The following is a 24,894-nucleotide window of genomic DNA, read 5'->3' on the forward strand; positions in this document are numbered from 1 at the left end:
TTAGAGAGTCGCAGGAATGAAGCCGTTCGCCTCCCGTTATCTGCTCCTTGTCGCATTTTCCCTGCTACTGGGCGCCTGCCAAAGCACGCCGCCGGCGGCCACCGAGGTCCCCGACGCACGGGCCGCGGCGATCGCGCAGCTGCAACAAAACATCGCCAGCAGCGAGCTGGCCACCGCCGAGGATCAACTTGCCGCGTTGCAGGCCCAGTCGCCCAACGACCCGCAGTTGGAACCCTATCAACGGCAATTGGCCGAAGCCTATCTGCAGCGCAGCCAGATCGTGCTGCAAAAGGGTGATGTCAACGCCGCCGCCACCGCGCTGAGCCGCGCCCGGGCGCTGATGCCGAAGGCACCGGCCCTCACCGGCGGCGTCAACAACGCCATCGCCCACGCCCGCAAGGCCGAACTCGAGCAGGCCGAAGCCGCGCTGAAAGCCGCCGAAGCCAAACCTGCGGCCAAGGTGATCGACCCGACAGCCGAAAGCACCACCGTTGCGCTGAACTTGAAGGATATTCGGCAAATGCGGCGCCAACTCGACGCGATCGCCAGCGATGTAGTGAATTATCAGTGTGACGTGAGCATCCAGGCCCCGCGCACCGAAGATTACCCCTGGCTGGCGACGTTGCTGAGCAAACGGGTGAAGAAACTCGATGCCGGTTTCGATCTGAAGATCGAACGGCAGATCCTGCGCCACATCCCCGCGCAGATCGTCTTGAGCCCACGCAAGGCCCAATAACCTTAGGCGCCAACCTCAAGCGCCGGCCCGGCGGCTCCTGCTGGAGTCGTCGGGCCGGCGATAGCGCTGCAGTCAGCTCACGCCGGAATTGCCTTGGCCTTGGGCTCCCGCGCCCAGACCCGGTGCTGGGCAATCGCAGCGAAAAACGCCTTGATCGCCTTGGCATCGCCACCGACGATCAAGCCCGCATCGGCCTCCAGCTTCAGCACATCCAGCAACTGCTTGGCCTCGCCACTCAGGGCAATCGCCTTGAGGTGCTTGTAGGCTTCCAGCAGGTAATGCAGGGCCACGCCATCGCCACTCAGGGCCTGGATCGACTTGGCGCCGCCGGGCACGAATACGGCGTCAAAGGCCACTGACGGCAAGCCTTCCATCGACGCATCCACCGCCAGGCTCTTGCCATCGGCCGTGGTCACCGGCGCCGACGTCGGGCCGAGCAATTTGGCGTGGGCACCGGCAGCCTCGAGGGCTTTTTTAATGGCAGCGATCGCCGCACCATCGACGCCATTGGCCGCCAGAATCGCGACTTTCCGAGTTTTGATATCCCCTGACAGCAGGTTGGCCTGACTCAGGGCCGGCGAGCGATCCAGGGCCGGCTCGGGCACGCCGACGGTGCCGGCTTTAGGTGCCGGCAGGCCGAGGTTCTCGGCGACCCGTGCAGCCAGGCCCAGGTCGATATTGGCCAGGATCTCGTTGACCTGGCGCTCGCGGATCCACTGGCGCTCGACCTTGCCCAGTTCGAAGCTGTAGGCCGCAATGATGTGCTCCTGCTCGTGGGCGCTCATGCTCTTGAAGAACAGCCGCGCCTGAGAGAAGTGATCGCTGAAGGATTCGCTGCGTTCGCGGATCTTGTGCGCATCGATGCGCTCGTTATAGCTCTCGAAACCGCCATCCTGGGCCGCAGGTGGCGTCTCCCTGGGCCAGCCGCCGTCGATCGAGTTCGGCTCGTAGGAGGCGCGACCCTTGTCGATGGTGGTGCGGTGCATGGCATCGCGCTGGCCGTTATGAAACGGCGTGACCGGACGGTTGATCGGCAGCTCGTGAAAATTCGGGCCACCCAGGCGGCTGATCTGAGTATCGGTGTAGGAAAACAGCCGACCCTGCAGCAGCGGGTCATTGGAGAAGTCGATGCCCGGCACGATATGCCCGGGACAGAACGCCACCTGCTCGGTCTCGGCAAAGTAGTTATCCGGGTTGCGGTTGAGCACCATCTTGCCCAGGGGCGTGATGGGCACCAGCTCTTCGGGAATCAGCTTGGTCGGGTCGAGGATGTCGAAGTCGAAGTTGTGCTCGTCTTCCTCGGCAATGATCTGTACGCCGAACTCCCATTCCGGGTAGTCGCCGCCTTCGATCGACTCCCAGAGGTCACGCCGGTGGAAGTCGGTGTCCTTGCCTGCCAGCTTCTGCGCCTCGTCCCACACCAGGGAGCACGTGCCCGCAGTCGGACGCCAGTGGAACTTGACGAAGTTGGACTTGCCCTCGGCATTCACCAGGCGAAAGGTGTGCACGCCAAAGCCTTGCATGGTGCGCAGGCTTTTCGGAATGGCGCGGTCGGACATGGCCCAGATCACCATGTGCGCCGACTCCGGCTGCAACGAGACGAAATCCCAGAACGTATCGTGGGCCGAACCACCAGTGGGTATTTCGTTGTGCGGCTCGGGTTTTACCGCGTGCACGAAGTCCGGAAACTTGATCGCATCCTGGATAAAGAACACCGGCATGTTGTTGCCCACCAGGTCGAAGTTGCCCTCGTCGGTGAAGAACTTCACGGCAAAGCCACGCACGTCACGCACGGTATCACCCGAGCCACGGGGGCCCTGCACCGTGGAGAAACGGACGAAGACCGGGGTTTTCTTCCCCGGGTCCCGCAGGAAACCGGCTTTGGTCAGGGCCGAATGGTTGTCGTAGGTCTGAAAGTAGCCATGGGCGCCGACGCCGCGGGCGTGGACGATGCGCTCCGGAATGCGCTCATGGTCAAAATGCGTGATTTTCTCACGCATGATGAAGTCTTCCAGCAGCGAAGGCCCGCGGGCGCCGGCCTTCAGGGTGTTCTGGTTATCGGCGACCTTGACCCCCTGGTTGGTGCGCAGGGCTTGCTCGGTGGCGTCCGAGCGAAAGGGTTCCAGGCTTTGCAGCTTGCTGTTGGTGTTGCCCCGATCCAGGGTGTCGGTCCCGGCCAGCTGGCTTTTTGCTGGGTTTGGCTTCTTGGTACTCATCAGACAAAAACTCCTCGTTTTGCGAATCCCCAGCAGGCCTGGGTTTCATGAGCAAGGTCCCCAGGCACGGCACCTGGGAGCTTTCGAGTTGCTTAAGTAGTGACTGGCGAGCCGCTGTGGCCGTTCCTTTTTTATGACCTTTGATCGCGTTATTGCCAAATCGAAGGATGAATAAGAAATAAATGCTAAGAACCTCTATACGGACAGGCTAAAATGCGCGCCCGGCTAACCGCTGACCCTTTTTCCAACGCGCCCCACAAGGTTCGCTACGTGATCGAGTTTCAAGACGTCCATAAAACCTACCGGGTCGCCGGTAAGGATATTCCCGCCCTGCATTCGACCAATCTGCGTGTCGAGGAAGGCCAGGTGTTCGGCATCATCGGCCATTCCGGCGCGGGCAAAAGTACCCTGCTGCGCCTGATCAACCGCCTGGAAAACCCCAGCGGCGGCGAGATCATCGTCGACGGCGAGGCTGTCACCCTGCTCAACGCCTATGGCCTGCGGCGCTTCCGCCAGCAGGTCGGGATGATTTTCCAGCACTTCAACCTGCTGGCGTCCAAGACCGTGGCCGACAACGTGGCCTTGCCCCTGACCCTGGCCGGCGAAATGCCCCGCAGCGAGATCGACAAACGGGTCGCCGAGCTGCTGGATCGCGTCGGCCTCGCCGATCACGCCAAGAAGTACCCGGCCCAGCTTTCCGGAGGCCAGAAGCAGCGCGTCGGCATCGCCCGCGCCCTGGCCACCAAGCCGAAAATCCTGCTCTGCGACGAAGCCACCAGTGCCCTGGACCCGCAAACCACTGCGTCGGTCCTGCAACTGCTGGCCGAGATCAACCGCGAGCTGAACCTGACCATCGTGCTGATCACCCATGAAATGGACGTGATCCGCCGCGTCTGCGACCAGGTGGCGGTGATGGATGCCGGCGTGATCGTCGAGCAAGGTGCGGTGGCCGATGTGTTCCTGCACCCCAAGCACCCGACCACCAAGCGTTTCGTCCAGGAAAACGAGCAGATCGACGAAAACGAACAGCGCGACGATTTCGCTCACGTGCCGGGGCGCATCGTGCGCCTGACGTTCCAGGGCGACGCCACCTACGCGCCGCTGCTGGGCACCGTGGCCCGCGAGACCGGAGTCGACTACAGCATTCTCGCCGGACGCATCGACCGCATCAAAGACACCCCTTATGGGCAACTGACCCTGGCCGTGACCGGCGGTGACATGGAAGCGGCCTTCGCCCGCTTCACCGCGGCCGATGTGCATATGGAGGTGCTGCGCTGATGGATGCTTTCTTCGCCAATATCGACTGGATTGAAATCTGGCTGGCCACCGGCGACACCCTGATGATGCTCGGCGGCTCGCTGCTGTTCACCGTGCTGCTCGGCCTGCCCCTGGGCGTGCTGCTGTTTCTGTGCAGCCCACGGCAGCTGCTGGAGCAGAAGTCGGTGTATGCCTTGCTGTCGCTGATCGTGAATATCCTGCGCTCGCTGCCTTTCATCATTTTGCTGATCGTGATGATCCCGTTCACCGTCCTGATCACCGGCACTTCGCTGGGTGTCGGCGGCGCCATCCCGCCCCTGGTAGTCGGGGCCACGCCGTTCTTTGCGCGGCTGGTGGAGACGGCACTGCGTGAAGTCGACCGCGGCATCATCGAGGCCACCCAGGCCATGGGCGCCACCACCCGACAGATCATTACCAATGCCTTGCTGCCCGAAGCGCGTCCCGGCATCTTTGCCGCCATTACCGTGACCGCGATTACCCTGGTGTCCTACACGGCCATGGCCGGGGTGGTGGGTGCCGGCGGTTTGGGCGACCTGGCGATCCGCTTTGGTTACCAGCGCTTCCAGACCGATGTGATGGTGGTCACGGTGATCCTGTTGCTGGTGCTGGTTCAAGTTCTGCAGACCGTCGGCGATAAGCTGGTGGTGCATTTTTCCCGAAAATAACGCATGGCCGACGCCCGGCGACGGGCGCCTCACAAGGAGTTTGCTGGATGAAAAAACTACTCGTCGCTTTCGCAGCCGTTGCCGCGTTCTCCGCGCACGCTGCCGAAACCCTGACCGTGGCCGCCTCCCCGGTGCCCCACGCCGAGATCCTGGAATTCGTCAAACCGGCACTGGCCAAAGAAGGCGTGGACCTCAAGGTCAAAGTCTTCACCGACTACATCCAGCCCAACGTGCAAGTGGCCGAAAAGCGCCTGGACGCCAACTTCTTCCAGCACCAGCCGTACCTGGATGAGTTCAACAAGGCCAAGGGCACGCAACTGGTGAGCGTGGCCGGCGTGCACCTGGAACCCCTGGGCGCCTACTCCAACAAGTTCAAGAAGCTCGACGAACTGCCAGGCGGCGCCAACGTGGTGATCCCCAACGACGCTACCAACGGTGGCCGCGCCCTGTTGCTGCTGGATAAAGCCGGCCTGATCAAGCTCAAGGACTCGACCAACATCCTGTCGACGATCAAGGACATCAGCGAGAACCCCAAGGACCTGAAATTCCGCGAACTGGAAGCCGCCACCATCCCGCGCGTGCTGACCCAGGTCGACCTGGCGCTGATCAACACCAACTACGCCCTGGAAGCCAAGCTGGATCCGTCCAAGGACGCCCTGGTGATCGAAGGCAAGGACTCGCCTTACGTGAACATCCTGGTGGCCCGTCCTGACAACAAGGACTCGGTTGCCCTGCAGAAACTGGTTGCCGCCCTGCACAGCCCGGAAGTGAAGCAATTCATTCTCGAGAAGTACAAAGGCGCAGTACTGCCAGCGTTCTGATTGCTACCGATACAAAAACGGGGCGCCTTAGGGCGCCCCGTTTTGTTTTGGCCTCGGCAGCTGCTACAGAGGCTCGGCGATCGAATGGCTAGCGCTTCAACATCACCGGCAGTTGGACCACGAGTTTCTGGTTGTTAAGGGGTGCACGGATGAAGCCACGCTGGGTGCCGTCGGGGCCGATCACGGCCAGGTTGCCGCTGTGGTCGACGGTGTAGTTGGGCTTGCTGGTATCCGCCGGGATAAAGGGGATGCTCACCGCGTTGGCCAGCTTCTGAAGGTCTTCCACCGAAGCGGCGGTCAGGCCCTTGAACTCCGGGTCGAAGTAACCCAGATACTGCTTGAGCTGCTTGGGGTTATCGCGGTTCGGGTCGACGCTGACCAGAATGATTTGCAGGTTGGCCACCGCCTCCTTGGGCAGCTCGCTTTTGATCTGGCGCAGCTGGGCGAGGGTGGTCGGGCAGATATCGGGGCAGAAGGTATAGCCGAAGAACAGGAGGCTCCACTTGCCCTTCAATTGGTTGACCACCACCGGTTGGCCGTCCTGATCGATCATCTGCACATCCGGCAGGTTGCGGCTCTGTGGCAGCAGGATGATCCCGGCGTCGATCAGCGCAGTCGGATCACCCTGGCCCTTGCCGGACAGCACTTTATTGACGGTGAGCCCCAGGACCAGGGCCACCAGGGCAACGAGAATAAAGACGGTTTTTTGAGTTCGAGTCATAGGTTCAACACTAGGTAGTGGTCTACGAGCAGGGCGATAAACAGCAGGAACAAGTAGTAAATAGAGTACTTGAAGGTGTTGATCGCCGCGTGCGGCCGAGTGCCACGGTACAGCACCCAGGCCCATTGCAGAAACCGTGCGCCCAATCCGAGGGCGCACACCAGGTACAGCACGCCGCTCATGTGGATGACGAAAGGCAGCAGGCTCACGGCCAGCAGGGCAAAGGTGTAGAGCAGGATATGCACCTTGGTGTAGTGCTCGCCGTGGGTCACCGGCAGCATCGGGATATCGGCCTTGGCGTATTCCTCCTTGCGATGGATCGCCAGGGCCCAGAAGTGCGGCGGGGTCCAGGCGAAGATAATCAGCACCAGCAGCAGGGGCTCGGCGCTGACATGCCCGGTGGCCGCCACCCAGCCCAGCAGCGGCGGTGCGGCCCCGGCCAGGCCGCCGATCACGATGTTCTGCGGCGTGGCGCGCTTGAGAAAGCCGGTATAGATCACCGCGTACCCCAAGAGCGATGCCAGGGTCAGCCAGGCCGTCAGCGGGTTGGTAAAGGTCAGCAGCAAGGCCTGACCGGCCAGGGCAAGAGCAAGGGCAAAGGTCAGCGCCGCCGCCGGCGACACCCGGCCTTCAGCCAGCGGCCGCTTGTGGGTGCGGGCCATCACTGCATCGATGCGTCGGTCCACCACGTGGTTGACCGCCGCCGCACCGCCCGCGCACAGGCCAATCCCCAGGTTGCCGAACACCAGTACCGTCCACGGCACGCCGGCGCGGGTGGCGAGGAACATGCCCACCAGCGAGGTGATCAGCATCAGCACCACCACCTTGGGCTTGGTCAGCTCCAGGTAGTCGCGCCAGATCGCCTGACTGTGACGCTCGCCGATCAAAGTCGCCATGGCATCTCTCCTTTTATGGTTATGGGCCCAACCGGCTGTTTACGCGGGCTGAGGCGCCAGCCCAGGGGCCATTGGCGCCGAGCCCGGACCAGGCTGGTACGGGCGTGATAGTTGACCAGCACCAGGCTCAGCAGCAGCGCCGCGCCGCCGGCGTTGTGGGCCACGGCCACCGGCAGCGGCAGGTGGAACAACACGTTGCTGATGCCCAGGCCGACCTGCGCCGCCAGCGCAACCAGCACCAGCCCGGCAAGGCGAGTCATGCCCACCTGCTTGAGCTGCCAGGCCAGGCCCAGCAACACCAGGGTCACCAGCATCGCGCCGATGCGGTGGGTCAGGTGAATGGCGGTGCGGGCATCGCTGTCCAGTTGCCCACCCAGGTAGTTGGGGCCGATGTGCTGGGTCAGGTGGAAGCCATTGGCAAAGTCCGCATTCGGCCACCACTGGCCGTGGCAGGTCGGCAGGTCGATACAGGCCACCGCCGCATAGTTGGAGCTGACCCAGCCGCCCAGCGCGATCTGCCCGATCACCAGCACCAGCCCCGCCGTGGCCCAATACTGCAGGCGACGCGGCACGATCAGCGCCGGCAGGACCCCGGACAGGCGCAGAGTCAGCAAAAACAGCAGGCTCAAGGTGGCGAAACCGCCCAGCAGGTGCGCCGTCACCACCTGCGGCCAGAGCTTGAGGGTCACCGTCCACATGCCGAAGGCCGCCTGGGCGAAGACCACGAACAACAGGAACAGCGGCAGCTTCAACGGCTGCCCCGGATGGCGGCGATGGGTCCAGGCGCGGGCGGCCAGGGCCACGATCAGCAGGCCCAGGGTCCCGGCGAAGTAGCGATGGACCATCTCGTTCCAGCCCTTGTGGGCCTCCACTGGCGCATCGGGAAAGTGCAGTTCGGCATGGGCCAGTTGGGCCTCGCTTTTGGGCACGCTGATAAAGCCGTAGCAGCCTGGCCAATCCGGGCAGCCCAGGCCGGCGTGGGTCAGCCGGGTGTAGGCGCCGAGCAACACCACGATCAGTGCGAGCAGGGTGGCAAACAGCGCGAGGCGAAATCCAGGTTTGGCCATGACGGTGCCCTTATCCGATGTTCGACAGTTTCAACAGGTGGCGCAGGTCGTTGAGCAGGTCCTTGCCCTTGACCCGGGCGTCGTAGCGCAGCACCAGGTTGCTGTGCGGGTCGACGATCCACAGCTGCGGCGCGCCCTGGTCATTGGCGTTGCGGCTGAAGGTCGAGAGGTCCAGCGGGTAGCGTTGCAGTTGCGGGTATTCACGTTGCAGCTTGGCGCTGTACTCGGCGCTCAGGGGCTGGGCACTGGCCAACGCATGGCTGGCCCGGGAGGCATCACGGCCGAGGGCGACCTGGATCTGCCGCGCCAGGTACACCAGTTGCTGGCAATCCACGGCGCATTCTTTGGGTGCGGTGACCAGGATCTGCCAGCGCTCTTCGTCGGCCTGCACCCCGATATCGGCCCGGGTCTGGCCATTGCCGATCAGCTCGCCATGGTAGCTGCGGCTTTCCGGCACCCAGAACTGCAACTTGTACATGCCGGTGGCGAGGATCATGGGGCCGATGACCATGGCCACGATCAGGATCAACTGCCAGCGCCCGCGGCTTTTCGTGCGCGGAGCGTCAGATGTGTTGGGTGGATTCATGGCCGTTCCCATGGTTTTTCTCCCTTGCGTTGTGCCATCCGAGGTAGAGGTACAGAGCCAGCAGCGCCAGGGCCATGGCGAACCACTGCACGGCGTAGGCCAGGTGTTTTTCCGGGCCCATGGCCACCACCGGCCATTCGGTGACGTAGGTGCCGGGGCCGCCTTCTGCGCGCAGTTCATAACTAAAGCCGCCACGCCCCAGCTCGCTCCAGAGCCTGGCCGGATCGACCGCGGTGACCAGGCGCGGCCAGCTCGCGCCTGTCGGGTCGGCATGCAGCTGGAAGGTCGTACCGGGGCTGACGTAGACCCAGGCCTCCAGGCTCAGGCTTGAGTCAGGGGTGCTGAACACCGGCGGGGTGCGGCGGTCGGGCCAGGGCAACCAGCCGCGATTGAGCAGCAGCCAGAGCCCGCTGGCCTGGTCGAGAAAGGGTTGAAGCAACTCCACGCCGACCTTGCCGTCATGCATGCGGTTATCCAGCAGGAGGCTGTGGGCGGCATCGAAATGCCCGTGCAGGCGCACCCGGCGAAACGCCGGATCCTCGGTGCCTTGCAGTTCATAGAGCGACATCGGCTCGGCCACCCGGCGCTCGGCGTAGCTGGCCAGCAGCTCGCGTTTCTGTTCGCCGCGCGACAGCTGCCAGAAGCCCAGGCCCACCAGCACAGGCAGCAACGCCAGCACCACCAGGGTCGGCAGGATGCCCGGGCGAAAGCGCCTCATGCTTGCGCCACAGGGTCGAGAAATCGGCTAGCTATACTCAAGCGCATCGCAGTTCCCCCCGGAGTCCGACCATGCTCAAAGCAGCGATCGTCCTGATGCTGATAGCCACGGTAATCAGCCTGTTCAGCGGCCTGTTCTTTCTGGTCAGGGACGACAGTCACTCCAACCGCGTGCTCACCAGCCTGACCATTCGCGTGTGCCTGGCCGCGATCACCGTCGGCTTGATTGCCTGGGGTTTCTTCAGCGGCCAGCTGGTGTCCCACGCGCCCTGGTAGGCGCGCCTCAGAGCACGTAGACGAAAACGAACAGACCGATCCACACCACATCGACGAAGTGCCAGTACCAACTGGCCGCCTCGAAGCCGAACTGGTGCTCGGCATCGAAATGCCCCTTCATCACCCGCATCAGCATCACAAACAGGATCAGGGTGCCGATGGTGACGTGGGCCCCGTGAAAGCCGGTGAGCATGAAGAAGGTCGCGCCGTACACGCCGGACCCCAGGGTCAGGCCCAACTCGTGATAGGCGTGGATGTACTCCTCGGCCTGGAAGCCAAGGAAGGCACAACCGAGCAGCACGGTCAGCGCCAGCCAGATTTTCAGCGCGCCGCGATGGCCTTTTTTTAACGCGTGGTGGGCGATGGTCACGGTGACGCTGGAGCTGACCAGCAGCACCGTGTTCAGCAGGGGCAGGCCCCAGGGGCTGATGGTGCCCTTGGGCGCCGGGAACAGTTTGGGGTCGGGGTTGTTCAGCAGCGGCCAGACGAACTCGAAGTTCGGCCACAGCATATGGGCGATGCCTTTGTGCCCCTCGCCGCCGAGCCACGGCCCGGACATATGCCGCACGTAAAACAGCGCGCCGAAGAAGGCGATGAAGAACATCACTTCGGAAAAGATGAACCAGCTCATGCCCCAGCGGAACGAGCGGTCGAGCTGGGCGCTGTAGAGCCCGGCGCGGCTTTCCTTGATCACCGCGCCGAACCAGCCGAAGAGCATGTAGGCCAGCAGCAGGCCACCGACGAAAAAGATCAGCGGGCCATGGGACTCCGGGCGCGCGGCCTTGAGGTCGTTGAACCAGGTGGCCAGGCCGAACACGGTGACAAACATGCCCACCGTGGCAATGATCGGCCATTTGCTCTGGGCGGGAACGTAATAGTGCTCATGAGTCGCCATTTATTGTTCTCCTTATCGGGCACGCTAGATCGTCTTAACCGCCGGAGGGGGTGGTTACCGCGACCGGTGGATGACGCGCGGTGATATCGAACAGCGTGTAAGCCAGCGTCAGGTGCTTCACATCCTTGGGCATGTCACGGTCCACGATGAAACGGACCGGCATCTCGATCTGTTCGCCGGGCTGCAGCACCTGCTGGGTAAAGCAGAAGCACTCGGTCTTGTGGAAATACATCGCCGCGCTGCTCGGTGAAATACTCGGCACCGCCTGCGCACTCATCGGGTGATTGCTCGGGTTGCGGGCGATGAAAATCATCTCGTTGACCGCCCCCGGGTGGACCACGATGTCATCGGACTTGGGGTAGAAATCCCAGACCATGTCGATGGCATTGGTGGACAGGAACTGCACCCGGACCTGGCGCGACGCATCCACCTGCAGCTCGCCCTGCTGGTACTGGCCACCGGTCTTGCCGTTGATGCCCAGGGCCTTGCACATCACGTCGTAGATCGGCACCAGGGCAAAGCCGAAGGCAAACATCGCCAGCACCACCAGCAGCAGCCGGGTGACCAGTTTTTTCAGCGAGACCTCAGCCATGACGGCAACCTCCCGCAGCCGGCGGGCTCACGCCGGCAGTGTGCTTGAGCCACGCACGGGCGCCGGGCCCCGCGGCCATGGCTTTCATTTGACTTCCGGGGGCGTGGTGAAGGTGTGGTAAGGCGCCGGCGACGGCACGCTCCACTCCAGCCCTTCGGCACCGTCCCAGGGTTTGGCCGGTGCCGCCGGACCACCACGAATGGTCTTGATGACGATGAACAGGAAGAAGATCTGCGTTGCGCCAAAGGTGAAGGCGCCGATGGACGACACCATGTTGAAGTCGGCGAACTGCAGGTTGTAGTCCGGGATCCGGCGCGGCATGCCCGCCAGCCCGACGAAGTGCATCGGGAAGAAGGCCATGTTCATGCCGACGAAGGACAGCCAGAAGTGCAGCTTGCCCAGGGTTTCGTCGTACATGTGCCCGGTCCACTTCGGCAGCCAGTAATAGGCCGAGGCGAAGATGCCGAAGATCGCTCCCGGCACCAGCACGTAGTGGAAGTGCGCCACCACGAAGTAGGTGTCCTGGTACTGGAAGTCCGCCGGGGCAATGGCCAGCATCAGCCCGGAGAAGCCGCCGATGGTGAACAGGATCACGAAGGCCACGGCGAACAGCATCGGCGTCTCGAAGGTCAGCGAGCCCTGCCACATGGTGCTGACCCAGTTGAACACCTTGACCCCGGTGGGCACTGCAATCAGCAGGGTCGCGTACATGAAGAACAGTTCGCCCACCAGCGGAATGCCGACCACGAACATGTGGTGCGCCCAGACGATGAACGACAGGAAGGCGATGCTCGCCGTGGCGTAGACCATCGAGGTGTAGCCGAACAGCGGCTTGCGCGAGAAGGTGGGGATGATCGAGCTGACGGCGCCGAAGGCCGGCAGGATCATGATGTACACCTCGGGGTGGCCGAAGAACCAGAATACGTGCTGGAACAACACCGGGTCGCCGCCACCGGCCGCGCTGAAGAAGCTGGTGCCGAAGTGGATGTCCATCAGCATCATGGTCACGCAACCGGCCAGCACCGGCATGACCGCAATCAGCAGGAATGCGGTGATCAGCCAGGTCCAGACGAACAGCGGCATCTTCATCAGGGTCATGCCCGGGGCACGCAGGTTGAGGATGGTGGCGATCACGTTGATCGCGCCCATGATCGAGCTGATGCCCATCAGGTGGATGGCAAAGATAAAGAAGGTCACGCTTTCCGGGGCGTAAGTGGTGGAGAGCGGGGCGTAGAAGGTCCAACCGAAGTTGGGCCCGCCACCGGGCATGAACAGGGTCGAGACCAGCAGCAGGAACGCCGCCGGCAGCAGCCAGAAACTGAAGTTGTTCATGCGCGGCAGGGCCATGTCCGGCGCGCCGATCATCAGCGGGATCATCCAGTTGGCGAGGCCGACGAAGGCCGGCATCACCGCACCGAAGACCATCACCAGGCCATGCATGGTGGTCATCTGGTTGAAGAACGCCGGCTCGACGATCTGCAACCCGGGCTGGAACAGCTCGGCGCGGATCACCATGGCGAACGAACCGCCCAGGAGGAACATGCAGAAGCTGAACCACAGGTAGAGGGTGCCGATGTCTTTGTGGTTGGTGGTCAGTACCCAGCGCATCAGGCCCTTGGCCGGGCCATGGGCGTGGTCATCATGGCCGGCGTGGCCGTGGTCATCGATAACAGCACTCATGCCCTGTCTCCTGCAAACGGGTGGGCTGGACGATCAGGGGCGATGCCCCGTGACCGGTTCCGGAAATACGCAATAGACCGGCTCATTTGCTTTCCGCCTGTTTCAGAGCCAAAACCTCTTTTGGCGTGACCATGTCGCCCTTGTTGTTGCCCCAGGCGTTGCGTTCGTAGGTCACGACCGCGGCGATATCGACTTCCGACAGCTGCTTGCCGAACGCAGCCATGGCAGTACCCGGTTTGCCGTGGAACACCAGGCTCAGGTGACCCTCCTTGGGCCCGGTGGCGATTTTCGAGCCCTTGAGTGCCGGGAACATCGGCGGCAGGCCCTGGCCTTCGGCCTGGTGACAGGCGACGCAGGTGGTGTGGTAGATCTTGTCACCGCGCTCCTTGAGCTCGTCGAGTGTCCATTCCTTGCTGGTCAGTTCCTTGAGCTTGGCGGCCTCGGCTTTGCGCTCGCCGAGCCAGGTGTCGTAGTCGGCCTGAGTCTTGACCTCGACCACGATCGGCATGAAGCCGTGGTCCTTGCCGCACAGCTCGGCGCACTGGCCACGGTAGATGCCGGGCTTGTCGACCCGGGTCCAGGCTTCGTTGACGAACCCGGGGATGGCATCGCGCTTGACCGCAAACGCCGGCACCCACCAGGAGTGGATCACGTCCGCCGCCGTCACCAGGAATCGCACCTTGGCGCCCACCGGCAGCACCAGCGGTTGGTCCACCTCCAGCAGGTAATGCTCGCCTTTGACGGCCTGGTTATGAATCTGCTCGGCCGGGGTGGCCAGGTTGCTGAAGAACTCGACGTCCTGGCCCAGGTACTTGTAGTGCCACTTCCACTGATAGCCGGTGATCTGGATGTCCACATCCGGCTCACTGGTGTCGTACATCTTGATCAGGGTCGCGGTCGCCGGCACCGCCATGGCCACCAGGATCAGGAAAGGGATCACCGTCCAGAGAATCTCGACGGTCGTGCTTTCATGGAATTTGGCAGCCACCTGGCCGGTGGAACGGCGGTGAACCATCATCGACCAGAACATGGCGCCGAAGACGATGACGCCGATCACCACACAGATCCAGAAAATGGTCATGTGCAGGTCGAATACCGCGTGACTGATTTCAGTAGCTCCAGGCGCCATATTCACGGTCCAGGCAGCGTTTGCCTGGCTGAATATCGACCACAACAGGAGGCCCATCCAGACTTGTGGATGTCGCATCATTGCGGGTTCCCCTTATCGTTCTTGTTATCCCGCCGGCTTTCACCTGCGGCAAGGGAGCGGCTGCCTAGACTACGAACTTAAACCGCCGGGCCTCGCTGCATTTGCAGTCGGGCGTCATCAGCTAACTTCATACAAGGCCGAGTATAGACAGGGCCTGTGACCTCGCAACGCGACGGGGCAAATCAGCGAAAACACTTCGGCTCAGCCGCGAAGGCCCCGGAGGGAAAGGGGTTGCGGGATCAGTGATGGCAAATCGATATAACCTGGACGACTAAGCATGAAATAATTATGACAAATGCGTCTTAGCTGGTTTCTCAAGCAGGCTAACTTATGTCTTCCCTATTTAACTGCCCTTGTTCCCTGGAGATTTCATGAACACCGCCGCATTGCGCGAGCAGATTCACCTTGCCCATCAACATGAAGCCAGCACTGGCCAACTGACGAGCCAGCTGGAGACCCAACTGCCCCATCTTCACCCCGCTATTTCGCTGCCTGACGTCGACGCCAAGGGCGTGATGACCCGTTTCGTCACGGCCTACATCGACCAGGTTCCCGATCTGCTGGACGCCGCCAACGCCGTTGCGCGTGAAGCCGGCATCGAATCCCAGATCAAACCGGTGCTGAAAATCGCCGAACACTTCTTCATCCAGCCGCCGGCAATCATGGAAGGCCATGTCGGCCTCGACAGCCTGCTGGACGAAGCCTACCTGGCCCACCGTCTGGTGGAGGAGGTCAACGATCTCTATATCAAGCATTTCAACCAGCCCCTGATCCCGCTGGACATGACTGTCGCCAACCTGATCGCGCACCAGCTGATCGGCGAAACCTTCGCCAACCAACTGGATGAGGCCGTGCACCATGCGGTGGACTCCATGCTCGATGAGGAAAGCTTTGCCCTGGAGTCGGTCGAGGCCTACCGCGAAAAACTCGCCAGCCCCGACACCGAAGCCGCCTGGAAACGCTGGCCGTGCCTGTCGCGCCAACTGGGGGTCGAGCTGGAGCTGGACCAACCCGCCGCCTGACCTGATAAGCAAAAGCCCTCGCTAGAGGGCTTTTTTCATGGCGCGCCTACCCTCGGTCGTGACCCGCCGCAACCAGGCTGCGCGCACTGCCCACCCCGCTCGCGGTGTGCAAGCGCCCCTCCAGTCGCCGCCTGAGGCCGCGCGCCTCGATCACCAGCCGCGAACCTTTCGCTGCATTGGCCCGGTCCCATTCTTCCAGTAGCTCAAGACACGCATGGTCGATATAGCCCAGGTTGCTCAGGGGCACATGGACCGTGGTTCCGGGGGGGATGCTGCCCAGGGCCTGGGTCAGCGCCGGCACCTTAAGGAAAGTCGCCGAGCCCACCAGGCGCAGTTCCATCTCGCCTTCGGCCGGCAGGTCCACCAGGCTGATCTTCAGGCGCGACGCCCCCCACGCCAGCTTCACCAGGGTCAGGCCAAAACCGATCAAGACCCCAGTCAGCAAGTCAGTGAAGACGATGGCCAGCGCCGTCACCCCATAGATCAGCATCGGCATCGGCCCATAGCGCCCCAGCTTGCGCAGCGACTTGAGGTCCACCAGCTTGAAGCCGGTGTACACCAGCACGCCCGCCAGGCTGGCCACCGGGATGCTCTGCAACACGCTGGACAGCAACATCACGAAAGCCAGCAGCCACAGACCATGGAAAATTGCCGACAGGCGTGTGGTGGCGCCGGCCTGCACATTGGCCGAACTGCGCACGATCACCCCGGTCATCGGCAACGCTCCCAGCAGGCCGCAGAGCATATTGCCCACACCCTGGGCCGACAGTTCACGATCGAAATCCGAGCGCTGGCCGCTGTGCATACGATCCACCGCGGCCGCCGAAAGCAGGGTTTCGGCGCTGGCGATAAAGGCCACGGCGAAGGCTGCGATCAGCAAGGTCGGATCCGCCAGGTTGAGCAGGTCGGCGGGGCGCAGCCAGTCGATGGCCTCGGCCAGGTTGGCCGGCACCTCGACCCGTTTCACCTGCAACGCCAGCGCCAGGCTGATGCCCGTGGCCAGGCCCACCCCCAGCAGCGCGCCGGGAATGAAACGCAAACGATGGGGCCGCACTTTGTCCCACAGGTACATCACGCCGATGGTCAGCAGCCCGAGCAGGCCTGCCTGCCAGCCCAACCCACCGCCCAGGGTCGGCCAGGCTTCGACCACGGCCTGGGGGAAGCCCGCCAGGTTATCCAGGCCCGACGCCTGGGGCTTGGCATCGAGCATCACATGCACCTGGGAAAGCACGATCAACACCCCGATCCCGGCCAGCATGCCGTACACCACCGCTGGCGCGGTGACCCGAAACCAGCAGCCCAGGCGCAAGCGGCCGGCCACCAATTGCAGAAACCCCGCCAGCAACAGGATCGGCCCCAGCATGGCGATACCGTGCTGGCGCACCAGTTCGAACACCAGCACCGCCAGGCCCGCGGCGGGGCCACTGACCTGCAACGGCGAGCCGGCCAGCCAACCCACCACCAGGCCACCGATAATCCCGGTAATCAGGCCCTTGGCCGGCGGCAGGCCCGAGGCAATGGCGATCCCCATACACAAGGGCAGGGCGACCAGAAACACCACCACGGAGGCCAGCAGCTCCCGTGGCAAAACAGCTTTGAGTTGCGCTGCACGCATGATGACTCTCCCGCGACTTTCTTCAGGCGTGGCAAAGCCCGGCCGTATAAACGGCCGTCAGGGCAGAGCCAGGCTGGGATTAGGAGGTTTTAGAAGCGCGCTTTAGGCGTCGCGACAGGCACCGGGTGTTTGCCGTCCAATGGCAGGAAGATGCCCTGGTCGGCGTCGTAGGCCTTGATCTCGCAACTTTCGATGTCGTAGACCCAGCCATGGATAAACAACTGGCCGTTGGCCATGCGCGAAGCCACGGAGGGGTGGGTGCGCAAATGCTGGAGCTGGGCGATGACGTTCTCTTCGGTCAGCACATGCATGCTGGCGTTTTCGTCGGCGCAATCGCAGTTCTCGTGGACCATGGTCTTGGCCACTTCGGCGTGGCGCAGCCAGGCTTTGACCGTGGGCATTTTTTCCAGGCTTTGCGGGTTGAGTACCGCACGCATGGCGCCGCAATCGGAATGCCCGCAAACGATGATGTGGTGCACACCCAGCGCCAGCACCGCGTACTCGATGGCGGTCGACACGCCGCCGTTCATTTGCCCGTAGGGCGGCACCACGTTGCCCACGTTGCGGGTGACAAACAGATCGCCGGGGGCACTTTGGGTAATCAATTCGGGAACGATCCGCGAATCGGCGCAGGCAATGAACATCGCCCGGGGCCGCTGGGCGGTGGCCAGCTTCTTGAACAACTCTTCCTGCTGCGGAAAGACTTCATGTTGAAAATGCAAAAAGCCATCAACGATATGCTGCAGCGCTGCATCGGCGCTTTCAGTGGATTGGGCTGAAGCCGACGCAGCTAGCGGCTGTTTATCCTTGTCACTCATGATTCATTCTCTCTGACGGATTAGGCAAAATTTTCCAGTTTTATCCGGCGCGAAGCCAGCACTTGATCAATAAACAACCAGCACACTGACTGCGACCCATCGGTCACTCGATGAACACGGTAGCCATGGAAACTTAACTCAAACTGAATGGAGCGCTCTAGAACGCCACTATAGGCACGGCAAAACGTGACTATGTTAGCGAACGACCTCTCGCGGTACTACGCAACCATAGGCCAATTCAACCATAGGCCCGTTGCCCTTACAGCAACGACATCTGACCGCCCGGCGGACAAAACGCACTGCAGTCGAGGTTGTAGCCCTCCCGCCGATCAAGCCCCAGACGCTTGATGGCCTTGGTAAAACGCTGCGCCAGCAGGTCGGCGAACGGACCTTCGCCGCGCATGCGCGCGCCAAAACGGCTGTCGTACAGTTCGCCGCCACGGCTCTGGCGAATCAGGCTCAGCACATGGGCTGCTCGCTGCGGGTAGTGCGCCGCCAACCATTCCTCGAACAGCGGCGCCACTTCCAACGGCAGGCGCAACATCATGTAGGCCGCGCTCTGCGCCCCGGCCTCAAAGGCTTCGGTGAGCAGGCTTTCCAGCTCGCTGTCGTTGATCATCGGGATCATCGGCGAACACAGCACCCCCACCGGGATTCCCGCTTCGCGCATCACCCGGATCGCCCGCAAGCGCGCCTTGGGCGCCGCTGCGCGGGGTTCGAGAATGCGCTTGAGCTCGTCGTCCAGGGTGGTCAGGCTGATCATCACCGCCACCAGCCGCTGCTCGGCCAACTGCACCAGCAGGTCGAGGTCGCGCAAAATCAGCGAGCCCTTGGTGACGATGGTCACCGGATGCCGGTAACGCAGCAGCACTTCGAGGGTGCGCCGGGTCAACTGGTGCTCGCGCTCGATCGGCTGGTAGGGGTCGGTGTTGGAGCCCAGGTTGATCGGCGCACAGACGTAGCCGGGTTTGGACAACTGCTGTTCGAGCACCGACGCAGCGTTGGTCTTGGCGATCAGCTTGGTTTCAAAATCAAGCCCCGGGGACAGGTCCCAGTACGCATGGCTGGGCCGGGCGTAGCAGTAGATGCAGCCGTGCTCGCAGCCGCGATAGGGGTTGATCGAGCGGTCGAAGGGCAGGTCCGGCGAGGTATTGCGGGAAATAATGGTCTTGGCCGTTTCAAACATCACCTCGGTGCCTTGGGTCAGCGGCGCTTCCTGATACCAGCCATCGTCCTCGGCCACTGAACGGCTGGGGGCGAAACGGTTGTGGGGGTTGCTCGCGGTGCCACGACCGCGAGGCGGCAAGGGGGTGAACATGAAAGGCACTCCTCAACTGTATGCACATACAGTAATGGAGCCTGCGCCCGGCGCCTAGCGCCGCCGAGCCGAAAACCCCGCCCCGGGCGGACGCAGATCGCGGTATAAGGTCGCCCTGAATCCGAAGGAGCACAGGAATGCCCGCAATCCCCAGCGCGCTGGTGCGCTTGATCGAGCGCCAGCCAGGCAGCATCCACAGAACCCACGAGGGGCCGGTGATCGAGGAGCTCCAGGCCCTGGGCGTACCCCTGGACAGTGAGTTCGGGGTGTTTTTCCTCAACTACGCCATCACTTGCTACCGCGGCCACGCCAGCGATGTAGAGCTGGTCGACATCGATGACGGCGCCATCCGGTTCGGCACCGAATTCGTGCATGAGGTGTGGGAGCTGCCGCAGCACCTGATATGCCTCACCAGTTGCCAGGGCGAAGGCTGCTACCTGTATGACCGCAACAGCGGCGCGGTGCTGGACTTCAGCCTGGCCGACCGGGAGTTGTTCCTGGCGGGCAGCGTTGCGCTGAAGTGGGATGGTTTTTTCCAGTTTTTAACCTGGTACCTGGCGGAGTAAGCGACATGGAGAAAATTTTCTACGCAGCCGATGCCTACCTGCCGAGCTACGACCAGGGCGCCGACATGATCATGGTCAAGAGCAGCGCCGGAGCGCTGTGGGGCGTGTCGTTGGAATTTGACATCTGCACCCGGGATATCGCCCTGGCGACGCTGCCACGCAACGCCACCTTCGATGAACACGACCCGCGCTTCGCCCAGGCGCACTGGGTCGAGTACAGCGACGCGATCGGCCTTGTCCCCGCCGGTTGGGAGGACCTGATGCACGCCGGGCTATCGGACCACGTGTGCGGCTACCAGTTGGGCAGCGAACTGGGCATCCGCCGCTTCAAATAAGCCCCAAGCACCCCCGCCAACCAGCGCTGGCGGGGGGGCCGCAGCTGATCCTCAGTGGCTGGTCACTTGCCCCAGGTCGTCACCGGACGTGCTCTGCATATCGTCCTTGCGCAGGTCGGCCACGTCCCCGGCCTTGACCTTGGAACCCTGGTTGCCCCAGTTGGTGCGGATGAAATTCACCACATCCGCCACTTCCTGGTCCGACAGGCGCCAGGCGAAGGCCGGCATGGTGAAGGTCGACGGCGCGGTATGGGTCGCCGGCAAGGTGCCACCCTTGAGCACGATGTGAATCAGCGAGGTGGCATCGTCCGACTGCAACACCGGATTGCCCGCCAACGCCGGGAACACCCGGGTGTAGCCATGGCCGTCGGTGCGGTGGCAAGCCGCGCAATTGTCGATGTACACCGCGGCCCCCGGCTTGCTGTCGTCGCCTTTCCACAGGGCTTCGGCCACCTGCTTGTCGTACTGGTGCGGCTGATCCGCGGGGTCGTTGGCCGGCAAGGATTTGAGGTAGCGGGCAATCGCGGTCAGGTCGTCCTCGGACATGTACTGCATGCTGTGCACCACCACATCGCTCATGCCGCCGAAGACGGCGCTGCGATCACTGCGCCCGGTCTTGAGGAACTGCACCAGTTGCTCTTCGCTCCAGCTGCCGAGACCGTCCTTGTGGTCACCGCGCAGGCTCTTGGCGATCCAGCCCTCCAGGGGCGCACTGCCGGACAGAAAGCGGCTGCCATCGTTGGCGCTCAGGGCCTTCTCCTGCATGGTCAGGGCCCGTGGCGTATGGCAGGCGCCGCAATGCCCCAGGCCTTCCACCAGATACGCACCGCGGCTGACCACCGGGTCGGCACCGATGTTCGGCTGCTGGGCTTCGACCTTGGGCGCGAACATCCAGCGCCAGGCGGTCAGCGGCCAGCGCATGCTCAGCGGCCAGGGGATGTCGCTGTCCTTGTTGTCCTGGGCCACCGGCGCCACGCCTTGCATGAAGTAGGCATAGAGCGCCTGCATGTCGGCATCGCTGACCCGCGCATAGGACGGGAAGGGCATGGCCGGGTACAGGGTGCTGCCGCTCTTGGCCACGCCATGGCGCACGGCCTGGTCGAAGTCTTCGAAGCTGTAGTCGCCAATCCCGGTCTTGTCCGGGGTGATGTTGGTCGAGTAGATCACCCCGATCGGGGTTTCCATCGCCAGCCCGCCGGCGAACGGCTTGCCGCCCTTGGCGGTGTGGCAGGCCACGCAGTCACCGGCGCGGGCCAGGTATTCACCTTGTTTGACCAGGGCCGGCTGATCGACTTCGGCCGCCTGGAGGGAGGCGCTGCCGAGCAGGGCCAGGGTCGCGATAACGAGTGCTTTCATGGTCATCGCTCCTTAAGCCTGAACCAGCGGGCCGGGGTTTTTCAGGTACTGCTCGCGAATCGCCCGCGCCGACCAGTAGGTCAGGGCCGCCACCAGGCCAGTGGGGTTGTAGCCCAGGCCCTGGGGGAATGCCGACGCGCCGGGAACAAACACGTTGTGCACGTCCCAGCTTTGCAGGTAACGGTTCAGGGCACTGGTCTTGGGGTCGGTGCCCATGATCGCGCCACCGTTGAGGTGGGTGGTCTGGTAGGACGCGGTGTTGAAGTGCTCGCCGACCTTCTTGCCCAGCAGGGCGATGGCCTTGGGGTTCATGGCTTCGGCGATCTTGCTCATTTTCTCGACCATGAAGCGGTTCATCTTGATGTCGTTTTCCTGCCAGTCGAAGGTCATCCGCAGCAGGGGAAGGCCGTAGGCATCGCGGTACACCGGGTCCAGATCGAGGTAGTTGCCCCGGTAGGACTGATGCGCGCCGTGGGCGTCCATCGATACCTGGTGGGTGTAGTAATCGGCCGTGGCCTTCTTCCATGCGCTGCCCCAGGCCGGAGTGCCGGGTGGGTTGGAAGTGCCCGCAATCGGCCGGCTGCCGGCCTGGTTGACCCACATCGGCGAACCACCGACGAAACCGTGGGGGCCGTGGTCGAAGTTGTCGGCGTTGAAGTCGTCCACCGCTACGCCATTGCCGCCAGCGCCGATGAAGTTGTTGGTGTGCACATCCTTGTCGAAGTAGGCCTTGATGGTGGCCATGTTCTGGTAGGCGAAGTTCTTGCCCACCACGCCTTCACCGCTGATCGGGTCGTAAGGCTTGCCAATGCCGGACAGCAGCATCAGGCGCACGTTGTGGAACTGGAACGCGCCGAGAATCACCAGGTCGGCCGGTTGCTCGATCTCGCGACCCTGGCCGTCGACATAGGTCACGCCGGTGGCACGGGTCTTGGTGCTGTCGAGGTTGACCTTGAGCACGTGGGAATTGGGCCGCAACTCGAAATTCGGCAGCGGCTTGAGGGCCGGCAGGATGTTCACGTTGGGCGAGGCCTTGGAATACATGTAGCAGACGTAACCGCTGCAGAAGCCGCAGAAGTTGCACGGGCCCATCTGCGCGCCGTAGGGGTTGGTGTAAGGCCCCGAGGTATTGGCCGACGGCAGATTGTAGGGTTTGTACCCGACATCCCCGGCCGCCTTCTGAAACAGCTGTGCGGAATAGGTGTTTTTCTGCGACTCCAGCGGGAATGGGTTCGAGCGATCCGGGGCGTAAGGGTTGCCGCCCTTGCCCTCGCCGACCAGTTGACCTTTCACGGTCCAGGCCTGACCCGAAGTACCGAAGACTTTTTCGGCATAGTCGAAGAACGGCTCCAGCTCTTCGTAGCTGACGCCGAAGTCCTGGATGGTCATGTCCTTGGGAATGAAATTTTTGCCGTAGCGTTCTTCGTAGTGGCTGCGCATGCGCAACTCGATGGGGTCCACCCGAAAATGCACGCCCGACCAGTGCAGACCGGCGCCGCCGACGCCATTGCCAGGCAGGAACGCGCCCAGCTGGCGGTTGGGCAGGGCGATGTCGTTGACGCTGTGGCGAATGGTCACCGTCTCTTTGGAGATGTCCTGGAAAAGTTTCTTACGCACGCTGTAGGTGAGTTCGTCGATCACCTGGGGATAGTTGCCGTCGGGGTAGGTGTCCTGCATCGGCCCGCGCTCCAGCGCCAGCACGTTGAGGCCCGCCTCGGTCAGCTCCTTGGCCATGATCGCGCCGGTCCAGCCAAACCCGACGATCACTGCATCGACCTTCTTCATTACCGTTGCCATGCTCAAGCCCTCTCGCCGCGAATCGACACTGCCGGGAAGGGGTATTGCTCGTTGCGTTCCACCCAATCCATGAAATCGGCGCGGGCGCCGGGAAAGCCGATCAGGGTCCAGCCGACCATACCTTTATTGCCACCGTGGATCGGGTCGCAGAAGAACCCTTCCTTGGTGTTTTGCAGCAGCAGGTTGAAGAAAATCTTCGCCGGAACACTGTCGAACTGCGGTTTGCCGGCTTCGAGCTGCTTGAGCAGGTCGTCCCGGGTAGCGCTGTCTTGCTCGGCAAATAATTTGCCGTTGAAGGCTTTGGACCAGGCATCCGTGGCGGCTATGCCCAGACGGTAGATGTCCTTGGGCACCAGCTTGCTCTGCCAGCCCATTTCCGGCGCGGCGTCGGCGTTGAACGGCCCTTGCATGTACCACAGGGCGCCAGCGGCGTAGGGGGTGTTCATCTGCCGGTCGATGTATTCCGGGACACCGGCTTCCAGGGCTCCAGGGCCTTGCTCGTCGGCCGGGATCAGGCGCTCGACGGCGGCCTTGATAAAGGCCCATTCCTCGGCAGTGAAGTAACTCGGCTCATAGGCCTGGCCGGCAGGTGCCGCCCTGGCGGGTTCGACCGGCTTGGCCGGCTCCGACGCCGCCATCAGCACGGAACTGCCCAGGCCGGTACTGGCGACGGTGACCACCGGGATCAAGGTCAGGGATTTGCGCAAAAACTCACGCCGCGGGTTGTCTCGATCTTGATCAGACATGGGGGGCACCTCATCAGGCATTGATGGATTGATCAGCGGCGTCATGGCGCAGCTTGTCGTTCTGGTCGCGGTACAGGCCGGGGCATCCCCCCAACCTCAGCAAAATTTGGTTACAACTGGGCAAATGGTAGCAGGCTAAGCATCCAGATAAGTCGCTTCAAGGTGGAAAAAACAGTTTTTTTAGCCAACAGCCGATGCTTCACGATTCTTTGACAAAGGCCTCACGGGGCTTTGACGCCCGCCAGAACAGGCTGTGCAGCATCATCCCTCCTTCCTGAGCGTCGGCCTGCGCATGTCAAACACTCGCCTCTTTCCCGCCCTCTGCCTGTCGCTGCTGACCCTGCTCGCATGGCCCCAGGCCTGGGCCGCCGATGCGCCCAGCAGCCGCCCGAGCCAATGGGCGCAGCCGGTAGATGCGCACTACAACCTGTACCAGATGTCGCCGACCCTCTATCGCAGCGCATTGCCCGACAGCCGAGCCTTGCCCCTGCTGCAACAGTTGCAAGTGGGCACCGTGATCAACTTCCTGCCCGAGGCCGACTCCCGCTGGCTATCGGCCCCGGGGATCAAGCAGGTGCAACTGCCGTACCGAACCAATCATGTGGACGACGCCGATGTGCTGAATGCGCTGCGGGCCATCCAGAGCGCAGAGAGCCAGGGCCCGGTGCTGATGCATTGCAAGCACGGCTCGGACCGTACCGGGCTGATTTCAGCGATGTACCGGGTGGTGATCCAGGGCTGGAGCAAAGAGGACGCCCTGAATGAAATGACCCAGGGCGGGTTCGGCGACAGTTCCCACTTCAAGGACGGCATTCGCTACATGATGCAGGCCGATGTCGACAAACTGCGTACCGCCCTGGCCAATGGCGATTGCAGTACCAGCGTGTTTGATACCTGCTCGATGAAGAGCTGGCTCGAAACCGTGAGCAGCAACAAACCCGCCATCTGACCGCAGCAGCGGGCCG

At 62.8% G+C, this 24,894-nt stretch carries 25 protein-coding genes; 9 read left to right on the forward strand and 16 right to left on the reverse strand.

Going from position 1 to position 24,894, the window contains the following annotated elements:
* Positions 1–16: 16 nt before the first annotated feature.
* Positions 17–736 carry a PA5502 family lipoprotein gene (locus MF4836_RS10400; protein ID WP_078470271.1) on the forward strand — a complete coding sequence of 240 codons (720 nt, stop codon included), beginning with the start codon at positions 17–19 and terminating at the stop codon, positions 734–736.
* A gap of 77 nt (positions 737–813) precedes the next feature.
* Here the strand turns inward: MF4836_RS10400 and katE are convergent, their stop codons facing one another.
* The gene (gene katE / locus MF4836_RS10405) at positions 814–2,952 is read right to left on the reverse strand and encodes a catalase HPII (protein WP_078470272.1); all 2,139 of its coding nucleotides are present in this window, start codon (positions 2,950–2,952) and stop codon (positions 814–816) included.
* A gap of 270 nt (positions 2,953–3,222) precedes the next feature.
* On the opposite strand from katE, the gene MF4836_RS10410 reads away from it, so the two are divergent.
* The 3 genes from MF4836_RS10410 to MF4836_RS10420 are packed head-to-tail and all read left to right on the forward strand — an operon-like array spanning position 3,223 to position 5,716.
* Complete coding sequence (locus MF4836_RS10410; protein ID WP_078470577.1) at positions 3,223–4,230, forward strand: methionine ABC transporter ATP-binding protein; 1,008 nt, start codon at positions 3,223–3,225, stop codon at positions 4,228–4,230.
* Positions 4,230–4,895, forward strand: coding sequence for a methionine ABC transporter permease (locus MF4836_RS10415; protein WP_078470273.1), 666 nt, complete (start codon positions 4,230–4,232; stop codon positions 4,893–4,895). The genes MF4836_RS10410 and MF4836_RS10415 overlap by 1 nt, the downstream gene beginning before the upstream one ends.
* Before the next feature lie 47 nt (positions 4,896–4,942).
* Positions 4,943–5,716, forward strand: coding sequence for a MetQ/NlpA family ABC transporter substrate-binding protein (locus MF4836_RS10420; RefSeq protein ID WP_078470274.1), 774 nt, complete (start codon positions 4,943–4,945; stop codon positions 5,714–5,716).
* Positions 5,717–5,804: 88 nt separating this feature from the next.
* Here the strand turns inward: MF4836_RS10420 and MF4836_RS10425 are convergent, their stop codons facing one another.
* Genes MF4836_RS10425 through MF4836_RS10445 form a run of 5 tightly spaced genes read right to left on the reverse strand, consistent with a single transcriptional unit; the run spans position 5,805 to position 9,704 of the window.
* Positions 5,805–6,437: an SCO family protein gene (locus MF4836_RS10425; protein WP_020295026.1), complete on the reverse strand. Its 633-nt coding sequence runs from the start codon at positions 6,435–6,437 to the stop codon at positions 5,805–5,807.
* Positions 6,434–7,333, reverse strand: a complete 900-nt coding sequence (gene cyoE / locus MF4836_RS10430) for a heme o synthase (protein WP_020295025.1) — start codon at positions 7,331–7,333, stop codon at positions 6,434–6,436. Before cyoE ends, MF4836_RS10425 begins: the two co-directional genes overlap by 4 nt.
* A complete protein-coding gene (locus tag MF4836_RS10435; RefSeq protein WP_078470275.1) occupies positions 7,321–8,400 on the reverse strand; it encodes a COX15/CtaA family protein in 1,080 nt (359 codons plus the stop codon). Before MF4836_RS10435 ends, cyoE begins: the two co-directional genes overlap by 13 nt.
* Positions 8,401–8,410: 10 nt before the next feature.
* Positions 8,411–8,998 carry a hypothetical protein gene (locus MF4836_RS10440; protein ID WP_078470276.1) on the reverse strand — a complete coding sequence of 196 codons (588 nt, stop codon included), beginning with the start codon at positions 8,996–8,998 and terminating at the stop codon, positions 8,411–8,413.
* Positions 8,964–9,704 (reverse strand): SURF1 family protein, encoded by a 741-nt coding sequence (locus MF4836_RS10445; protein ID WP_078470277.1) that lies wholly within the window; start codon positions 9,702–9,704, stop codon positions 8,964–8,966. Before MF4836_RS10445 ends, MF4836_RS10440 begins: the two co-directional genes overlap by 35 nt.
* A gap of 71 nt (positions 9,705–9,775) precedes the next feature.
* On the opposite strand from MF4836_RS10445, the gene MF4836_RS10450 reads away from it, so the two are divergent.
* Positions 9,776–9,979 (forward strand): twin transmembrane helix small protein, encoded by a 204-nt coding sequence (locus MF4836_RS10450; protein ID WP_020295021.1) that lies wholly within the window; start codon positions 9,776–9,778, stop codon positions 9,977–9,979.
* 7 nt (positions 9,980–9,986) lie between these two features.
* Here MF4836_RS10450 and MF4836_RS10455 read toward each other — a convergent pair whose 3' ends face one another.
* The 4 genes from MF4836_RS10455 to coxB form a co-directional block, all read right to left on the reverse strand.
* On the reverse strand, positions 9,987–10,874 hold the full coding sequence (locus MF4836_RS10455; protein ID WP_020295020.1) for a cytochrome c oxidase subunit 3: 888 nt from the start codon (positions 10,872–10,874) through the stop codon (positions 9,987–9,989).
* 34 nt (positions 10,875–10,908) lie between these two features.
* Entirely contained in the window at positions 10,909–11,466 is a 558-nt protein-coding gene (locus MF4836_RS10460) for a cytochrome c oxidase assembly protein (RefSeq protein ID WP_020295019.1), read from the reverse strand.
* A gap of 84 nt (positions 11,467–11,550) precedes the next feature.
* Entirely contained in the window at positions 11,551–13,146 is a 1,596-nt protein-coding gene (gene ctaD / locus MF4836_RS10465) for a cytochrome c oxidase subunit I (RefSeq protein WP_078470278.1), read from the reverse strand.
* An 82-nt stretch (positions 13,147–13,228) separates the two neighbouring features.
* The gene (gene coxB, locus MF4836_RS10470; protein WP_078470279.1) at positions 13,229–14,356 is read right to left on the reverse strand and encodes a cytochrome c oxidase subunit II; all 1,128 of its coding nucleotides are present in this window, start codon (positions 14,354–14,356) and stop codon (positions 13,229–13,231) included.
* A gap of 371 nt (positions 14,357–14,727) precedes the next feature.
* Here coxB and MF4836_RS10475 point away from each other — a divergent pair, with 371 nt between their 5' ends.
* Positions 14,728–15,378 carry a hypothetical protein gene (locus tag MF4836_RS10475; RefSeq protein ID WP_078470280.1) on the forward strand — a complete coding sequence of 217 codons (651 nt, stop codon included), beginning with the start codon at positions 14,728–14,730 and terminating at the stop codon, positions 15,376–15,378.
* Between the two features lie 46 nt (positions 15,379–15,424).
* Here MF4836_RS10475 and MF4836_RS10480 read toward each other — a convergent pair whose 3' ends face one another.
* From MF4836_RS10480 to MF4836_RS10490, 3 genes are all read right to left on the reverse strand, one after another.
* Positions 15,425–16,993: a SulP family inorganic anion transporter gene (locus MF4836_RS10480; protein ID WP_078470281.1), complete on the reverse strand. Its 1,569-nt coding sequence runs from the start codon at positions 16,991–16,993 to the stop codon at positions 15,425–15,427.
* Between the two features lie 89 nt (positions 16,994–17,082).
* Positions 17,083–17,811 carry a carbonic anhydrase gene (locus MF4836_RS10485; protein ID WP_078470282.1) on the reverse strand — a complete coding sequence of 243 codons (729 nt, stop codon included), beginning with the start codon at positions 17,809–17,811 and terminating at the stop codon, positions 17,083–17,085.
* 259 nt (positions 17,812–18,070) lie between these two features.
* Positions 18,071–19,129, reverse strand: coding sequence for a PA0069 family radical SAM protein (locus tag MF4836_RS10490; RefSeq protein ID WP_078470283.1), 1,059 nt, complete (start codon positions 19,127–19,129; stop codon positions 18,071–18,073).
* A 137-nt stretch (positions 19,130–19,266) separates the two neighbouring features.
* On the opposite strand from MF4836_RS10490, the gene MF4836_RS10495 reads away from it, so the two are divergent.
* Together MF4836_RS10495 and MF4836_RS10500 are read left to right on the forward strand one after the other, a co-directional pair.
* Positions 19,267–19,695 (forward strand): hypothetical protein, encoded by a 429-nt coding sequence (locus MF4836_RS10495; protein WP_078470284.1) that lies wholly within the window; start codon positions 19,267–19,269, stop codon positions 19,693–19,695.
* Between the two features lie 5 nt (positions 19,696–19,700).
* Positions 19,701–20,030, forward strand: coding sequence for a hypothetical protein (locus tag MF4836_RS10500; RefSeq protein ID WP_078470285.1), 330 nt, complete (start codon positions 19,701–19,703; stop codon positions 20,028–20,030).
* Between the two features lie 51 nt (positions 20,031–20,081).
* On the opposite strand, the gene MF4836_RS10505 is transcribed toward MF4836_RS10500, so the two are convergent.
* Genes MF4836_RS10505 through MF4836_RS10515 form a run of 3 tightly spaced genes read right to left on the reverse strand, consistent with a single transcriptional unit; the run spans position 20,082 to position 23,929 of the window.
* Positions 20,082–21,386 carry a c-type cytochrome gene (locus tag MF4836_RS10505; protein ID WP_078470286.1) on the reverse strand — a complete coding sequence of 435 codons (1,305 nt, stop codon included), beginning with the start codon at positions 21,384–21,386 and terminating at the stop codon, positions 20,082–20,084.
* Between the two features lie 12 nt (positions 21,387–21,398).
* On the reverse strand, positions 21,399–23,183 hold the full coding sequence (locus MF4836_RS10510) for a GMC family oxidoreductase (RefSeq protein WP_020295010.1): 1,785 nt from the start codon (positions 23,181–23,183) through the stop codon (positions 21,399–21,401).
* Between the two features lie 2 nt (positions 23,184–23,185).
* Positions 23,186–23,929: a gluconate 2-dehydrogenase subunit 3 family protein gene (locus MF4836_RS10515; protein ID WP_078470287.1), complete on the reverse strand. Its 744-nt coding sequence runs from the start codon at positions 23,927–23,929 to the stop codon at positions 23,186–23,188.
* 292 nt (positions 23,930–24,221) lie between these two features.
* Between MF4836_RS10515 and MF4836_RS10520 the strand changes: the two genes are divergently transcribed.
* Positions 24,222–24,878, forward strand: a complete 657-nt coding sequence (locus tag MF4836_RS10520; protein ID WP_078470578.1) for a dual specificity protein phosphatase family protein — start codon at positions 24,222–24,224, stop codon at positions 24,876–24,878.
* The last annotated feature ends 16 nt before the right edge of the window (positions 24,879–24,894 follow it).

The organism is Pseudomonas sp. MF4836, from assembly GCF_002018875.1.
Lineage (GTDB): Bacteria > Pseudomonadota > Gammaproteobacteria > Pseudomonadales > Pseudomonadaceae > Aquipseudomonas.

Excerpts from the sequence above, each read along its gene's own strand:
- MF4836_RS10400 (WP_078470271.1), top strand. The coding sequence starts at position 17 with ATGAAGCCGTTCGCCTCCCGTTATCTGCTCCTTGTCGCATTTTCCCTG.
- katE (WP_078470272.1), bottom strand. The coding sequence starts at position 2,952 with ATGAGTACCAAGAAGCCAAACCCAGCAAAAAGCCAGCTGGCCGGGACC.
- MF4836_RS10415 (WP_078470273.1), top strand. The coding sequence starts at position 4,230 with ATGGATGCTTTCTTCGCCAATATCGACTGGATTGAAATCTGGCTGGCC.
- MF4836_RS10420 (WP_078470274.1), top strand. The coding sequence starts at position 4,943 with ATGAAAAAACTACTCGTCGCTTTCGCAGCCGTTGCCGCGTTCTCCGCG.
- MF4836_RS10425 (WP_020295026.1), bottom strand. The coding sequence starts at position 6,437 with ATGACTCGAACTCAAAAAACCGTCTTTATTCTCGTTGCCCTGGTGGCC.
- cyoE (WP_020295025.1), bottom strand. The coding sequence starts at position 7,333 with ATGGCGACTTTGATCGGCGAGCGTCACAGTCAGGCGATCTGGCGCGAC.
- MF4836_RS10435 (WP_078470275.1), bottom strand. The coding sequence starts at position 8,400 with ATGGCCAAACCTGGATTTCGCCTCGCGCTGTTTGCCACCCTGCTCGCA.
- MF4836_RS10440 (WP_078470276.1), bottom strand. The coding sequence starts at position 8,998 with ATGGGAACGGCCATGAATCCACCCAACACATCTGACGCTCCGCGCACG.
- MF4836_RS10445 (WP_078470277.1), bottom strand. The coding sequence starts at position 9,704 with ATGAGGCGCTTTCGCCCGGGCATCCTGCCGACCCTGGTGGTGCTGGCG.
- MF4836_RS10450 (WP_020295021.1), top strand. The coding sequence starts at position 9,776 with ATGCTCAAAGCAGCGATCGTCCTGATGCTGATAGCCACGGTAATCAGC.
- MF4836_RS10455 (WP_020295020.1), bottom strand. The coding sequence starts at position 10,874 with ATGGCGACTCATGAGCACTATTACGTTCCCGCCCAGAGCAAATGGCCG.
- MF4836_RS10460 (WP_020295019.1), bottom strand. The coding sequence starts at position 11,466 with ATGGCTGAGGTCTCGCTGAAAAAACTGGTCACCCGGCTGCTGCTGGTG.
- ctaD (WP_078470278.1), bottom strand. The coding sequence starts at position 13,146 with ATGAGTGCTGTTATCGATGACCACGGCCACGCCGGCCATGATGACCAC.
- coxB (WP_078470279.1), bottom strand. The coding sequence starts at position 14,356 with ATGATGCGACATCCACAAGTCTGGATGGGCCTCCTGTTGTGGTCGATA.
- MF4836_RS10475 (WP_078470280.1), top strand. The coding sequence starts at position 14,728 with ATGAACACCGCCGCATTGCGCGAGCAGATTCACCTTGCCCATCAACAT.
- MF4836_RS10480 (WP_078470281.1), bottom strand. The coding sequence starts at position 16,993 with ATGCGTGCAGCGCAACTCAAAGCTGTTTTGCCACGGGAGCTGCTGGCC.
- MF4836_RS10485 (WP_078470282.1), bottom strand. The coding sequence starts at position 17,811 with ATGAGTGACAAGGATAAACAGCCGCTAGCTGCGTCGGCTTCAGCCCAA.
- MF4836_RS10490 (WP_078470283.1), bottom strand. The coding sequence starts at position 19,129 with ATGTTCACCCCCTTGCCGCCTCGCGGTCGTGGCACCGCGAGCAACCCC.
- MF4836_RS10495 (WP_078470284.1), top strand. The coding sequence starts at position 19,267 with ATGCCCGCAATCCCCAGCGCGCTGGTGCGCTTGATCGAGCGCCAGCCA.
- MF4836_RS10500 (WP_078470285.1), top strand. The coding sequence starts at position 19,701 with ATGGAGAAAATTTTCTACGCAGCCGATGCCTACCTGCCGAGCTACGAC.
- MF4836_RS10505 (WP_078470286.1), bottom strand. The coding sequence starts at position 21,386 with ATGAAAGCACTCGTTATCGCGACCCTGGCCCTGCTCGGCAGCGCCTCC.
- MF4836_RS10510 (WP_020295010.1), bottom strand. The coding sequence starts at position 23,183 with ATGGCAACGGTAATGAAGAAGGTCGATGCAGTGATCGTCGGGTTTGGC.
- MF4836_RS10515 (WP_078470287.1), bottom strand. The coding sequence starts at position 23,929 with ATGTCTGATCAAGATCGAGACAACCCGCGGCGTGAGTTTTTGCGCAAA.
- MF4836_RS10520 (WP_078470578.1), top strand. The coding sequence starts at position 24,222 with ATGTCAAACACTCGCCTCTTTCCCGCCCTCTGCCTGTCGCTGCTGACC.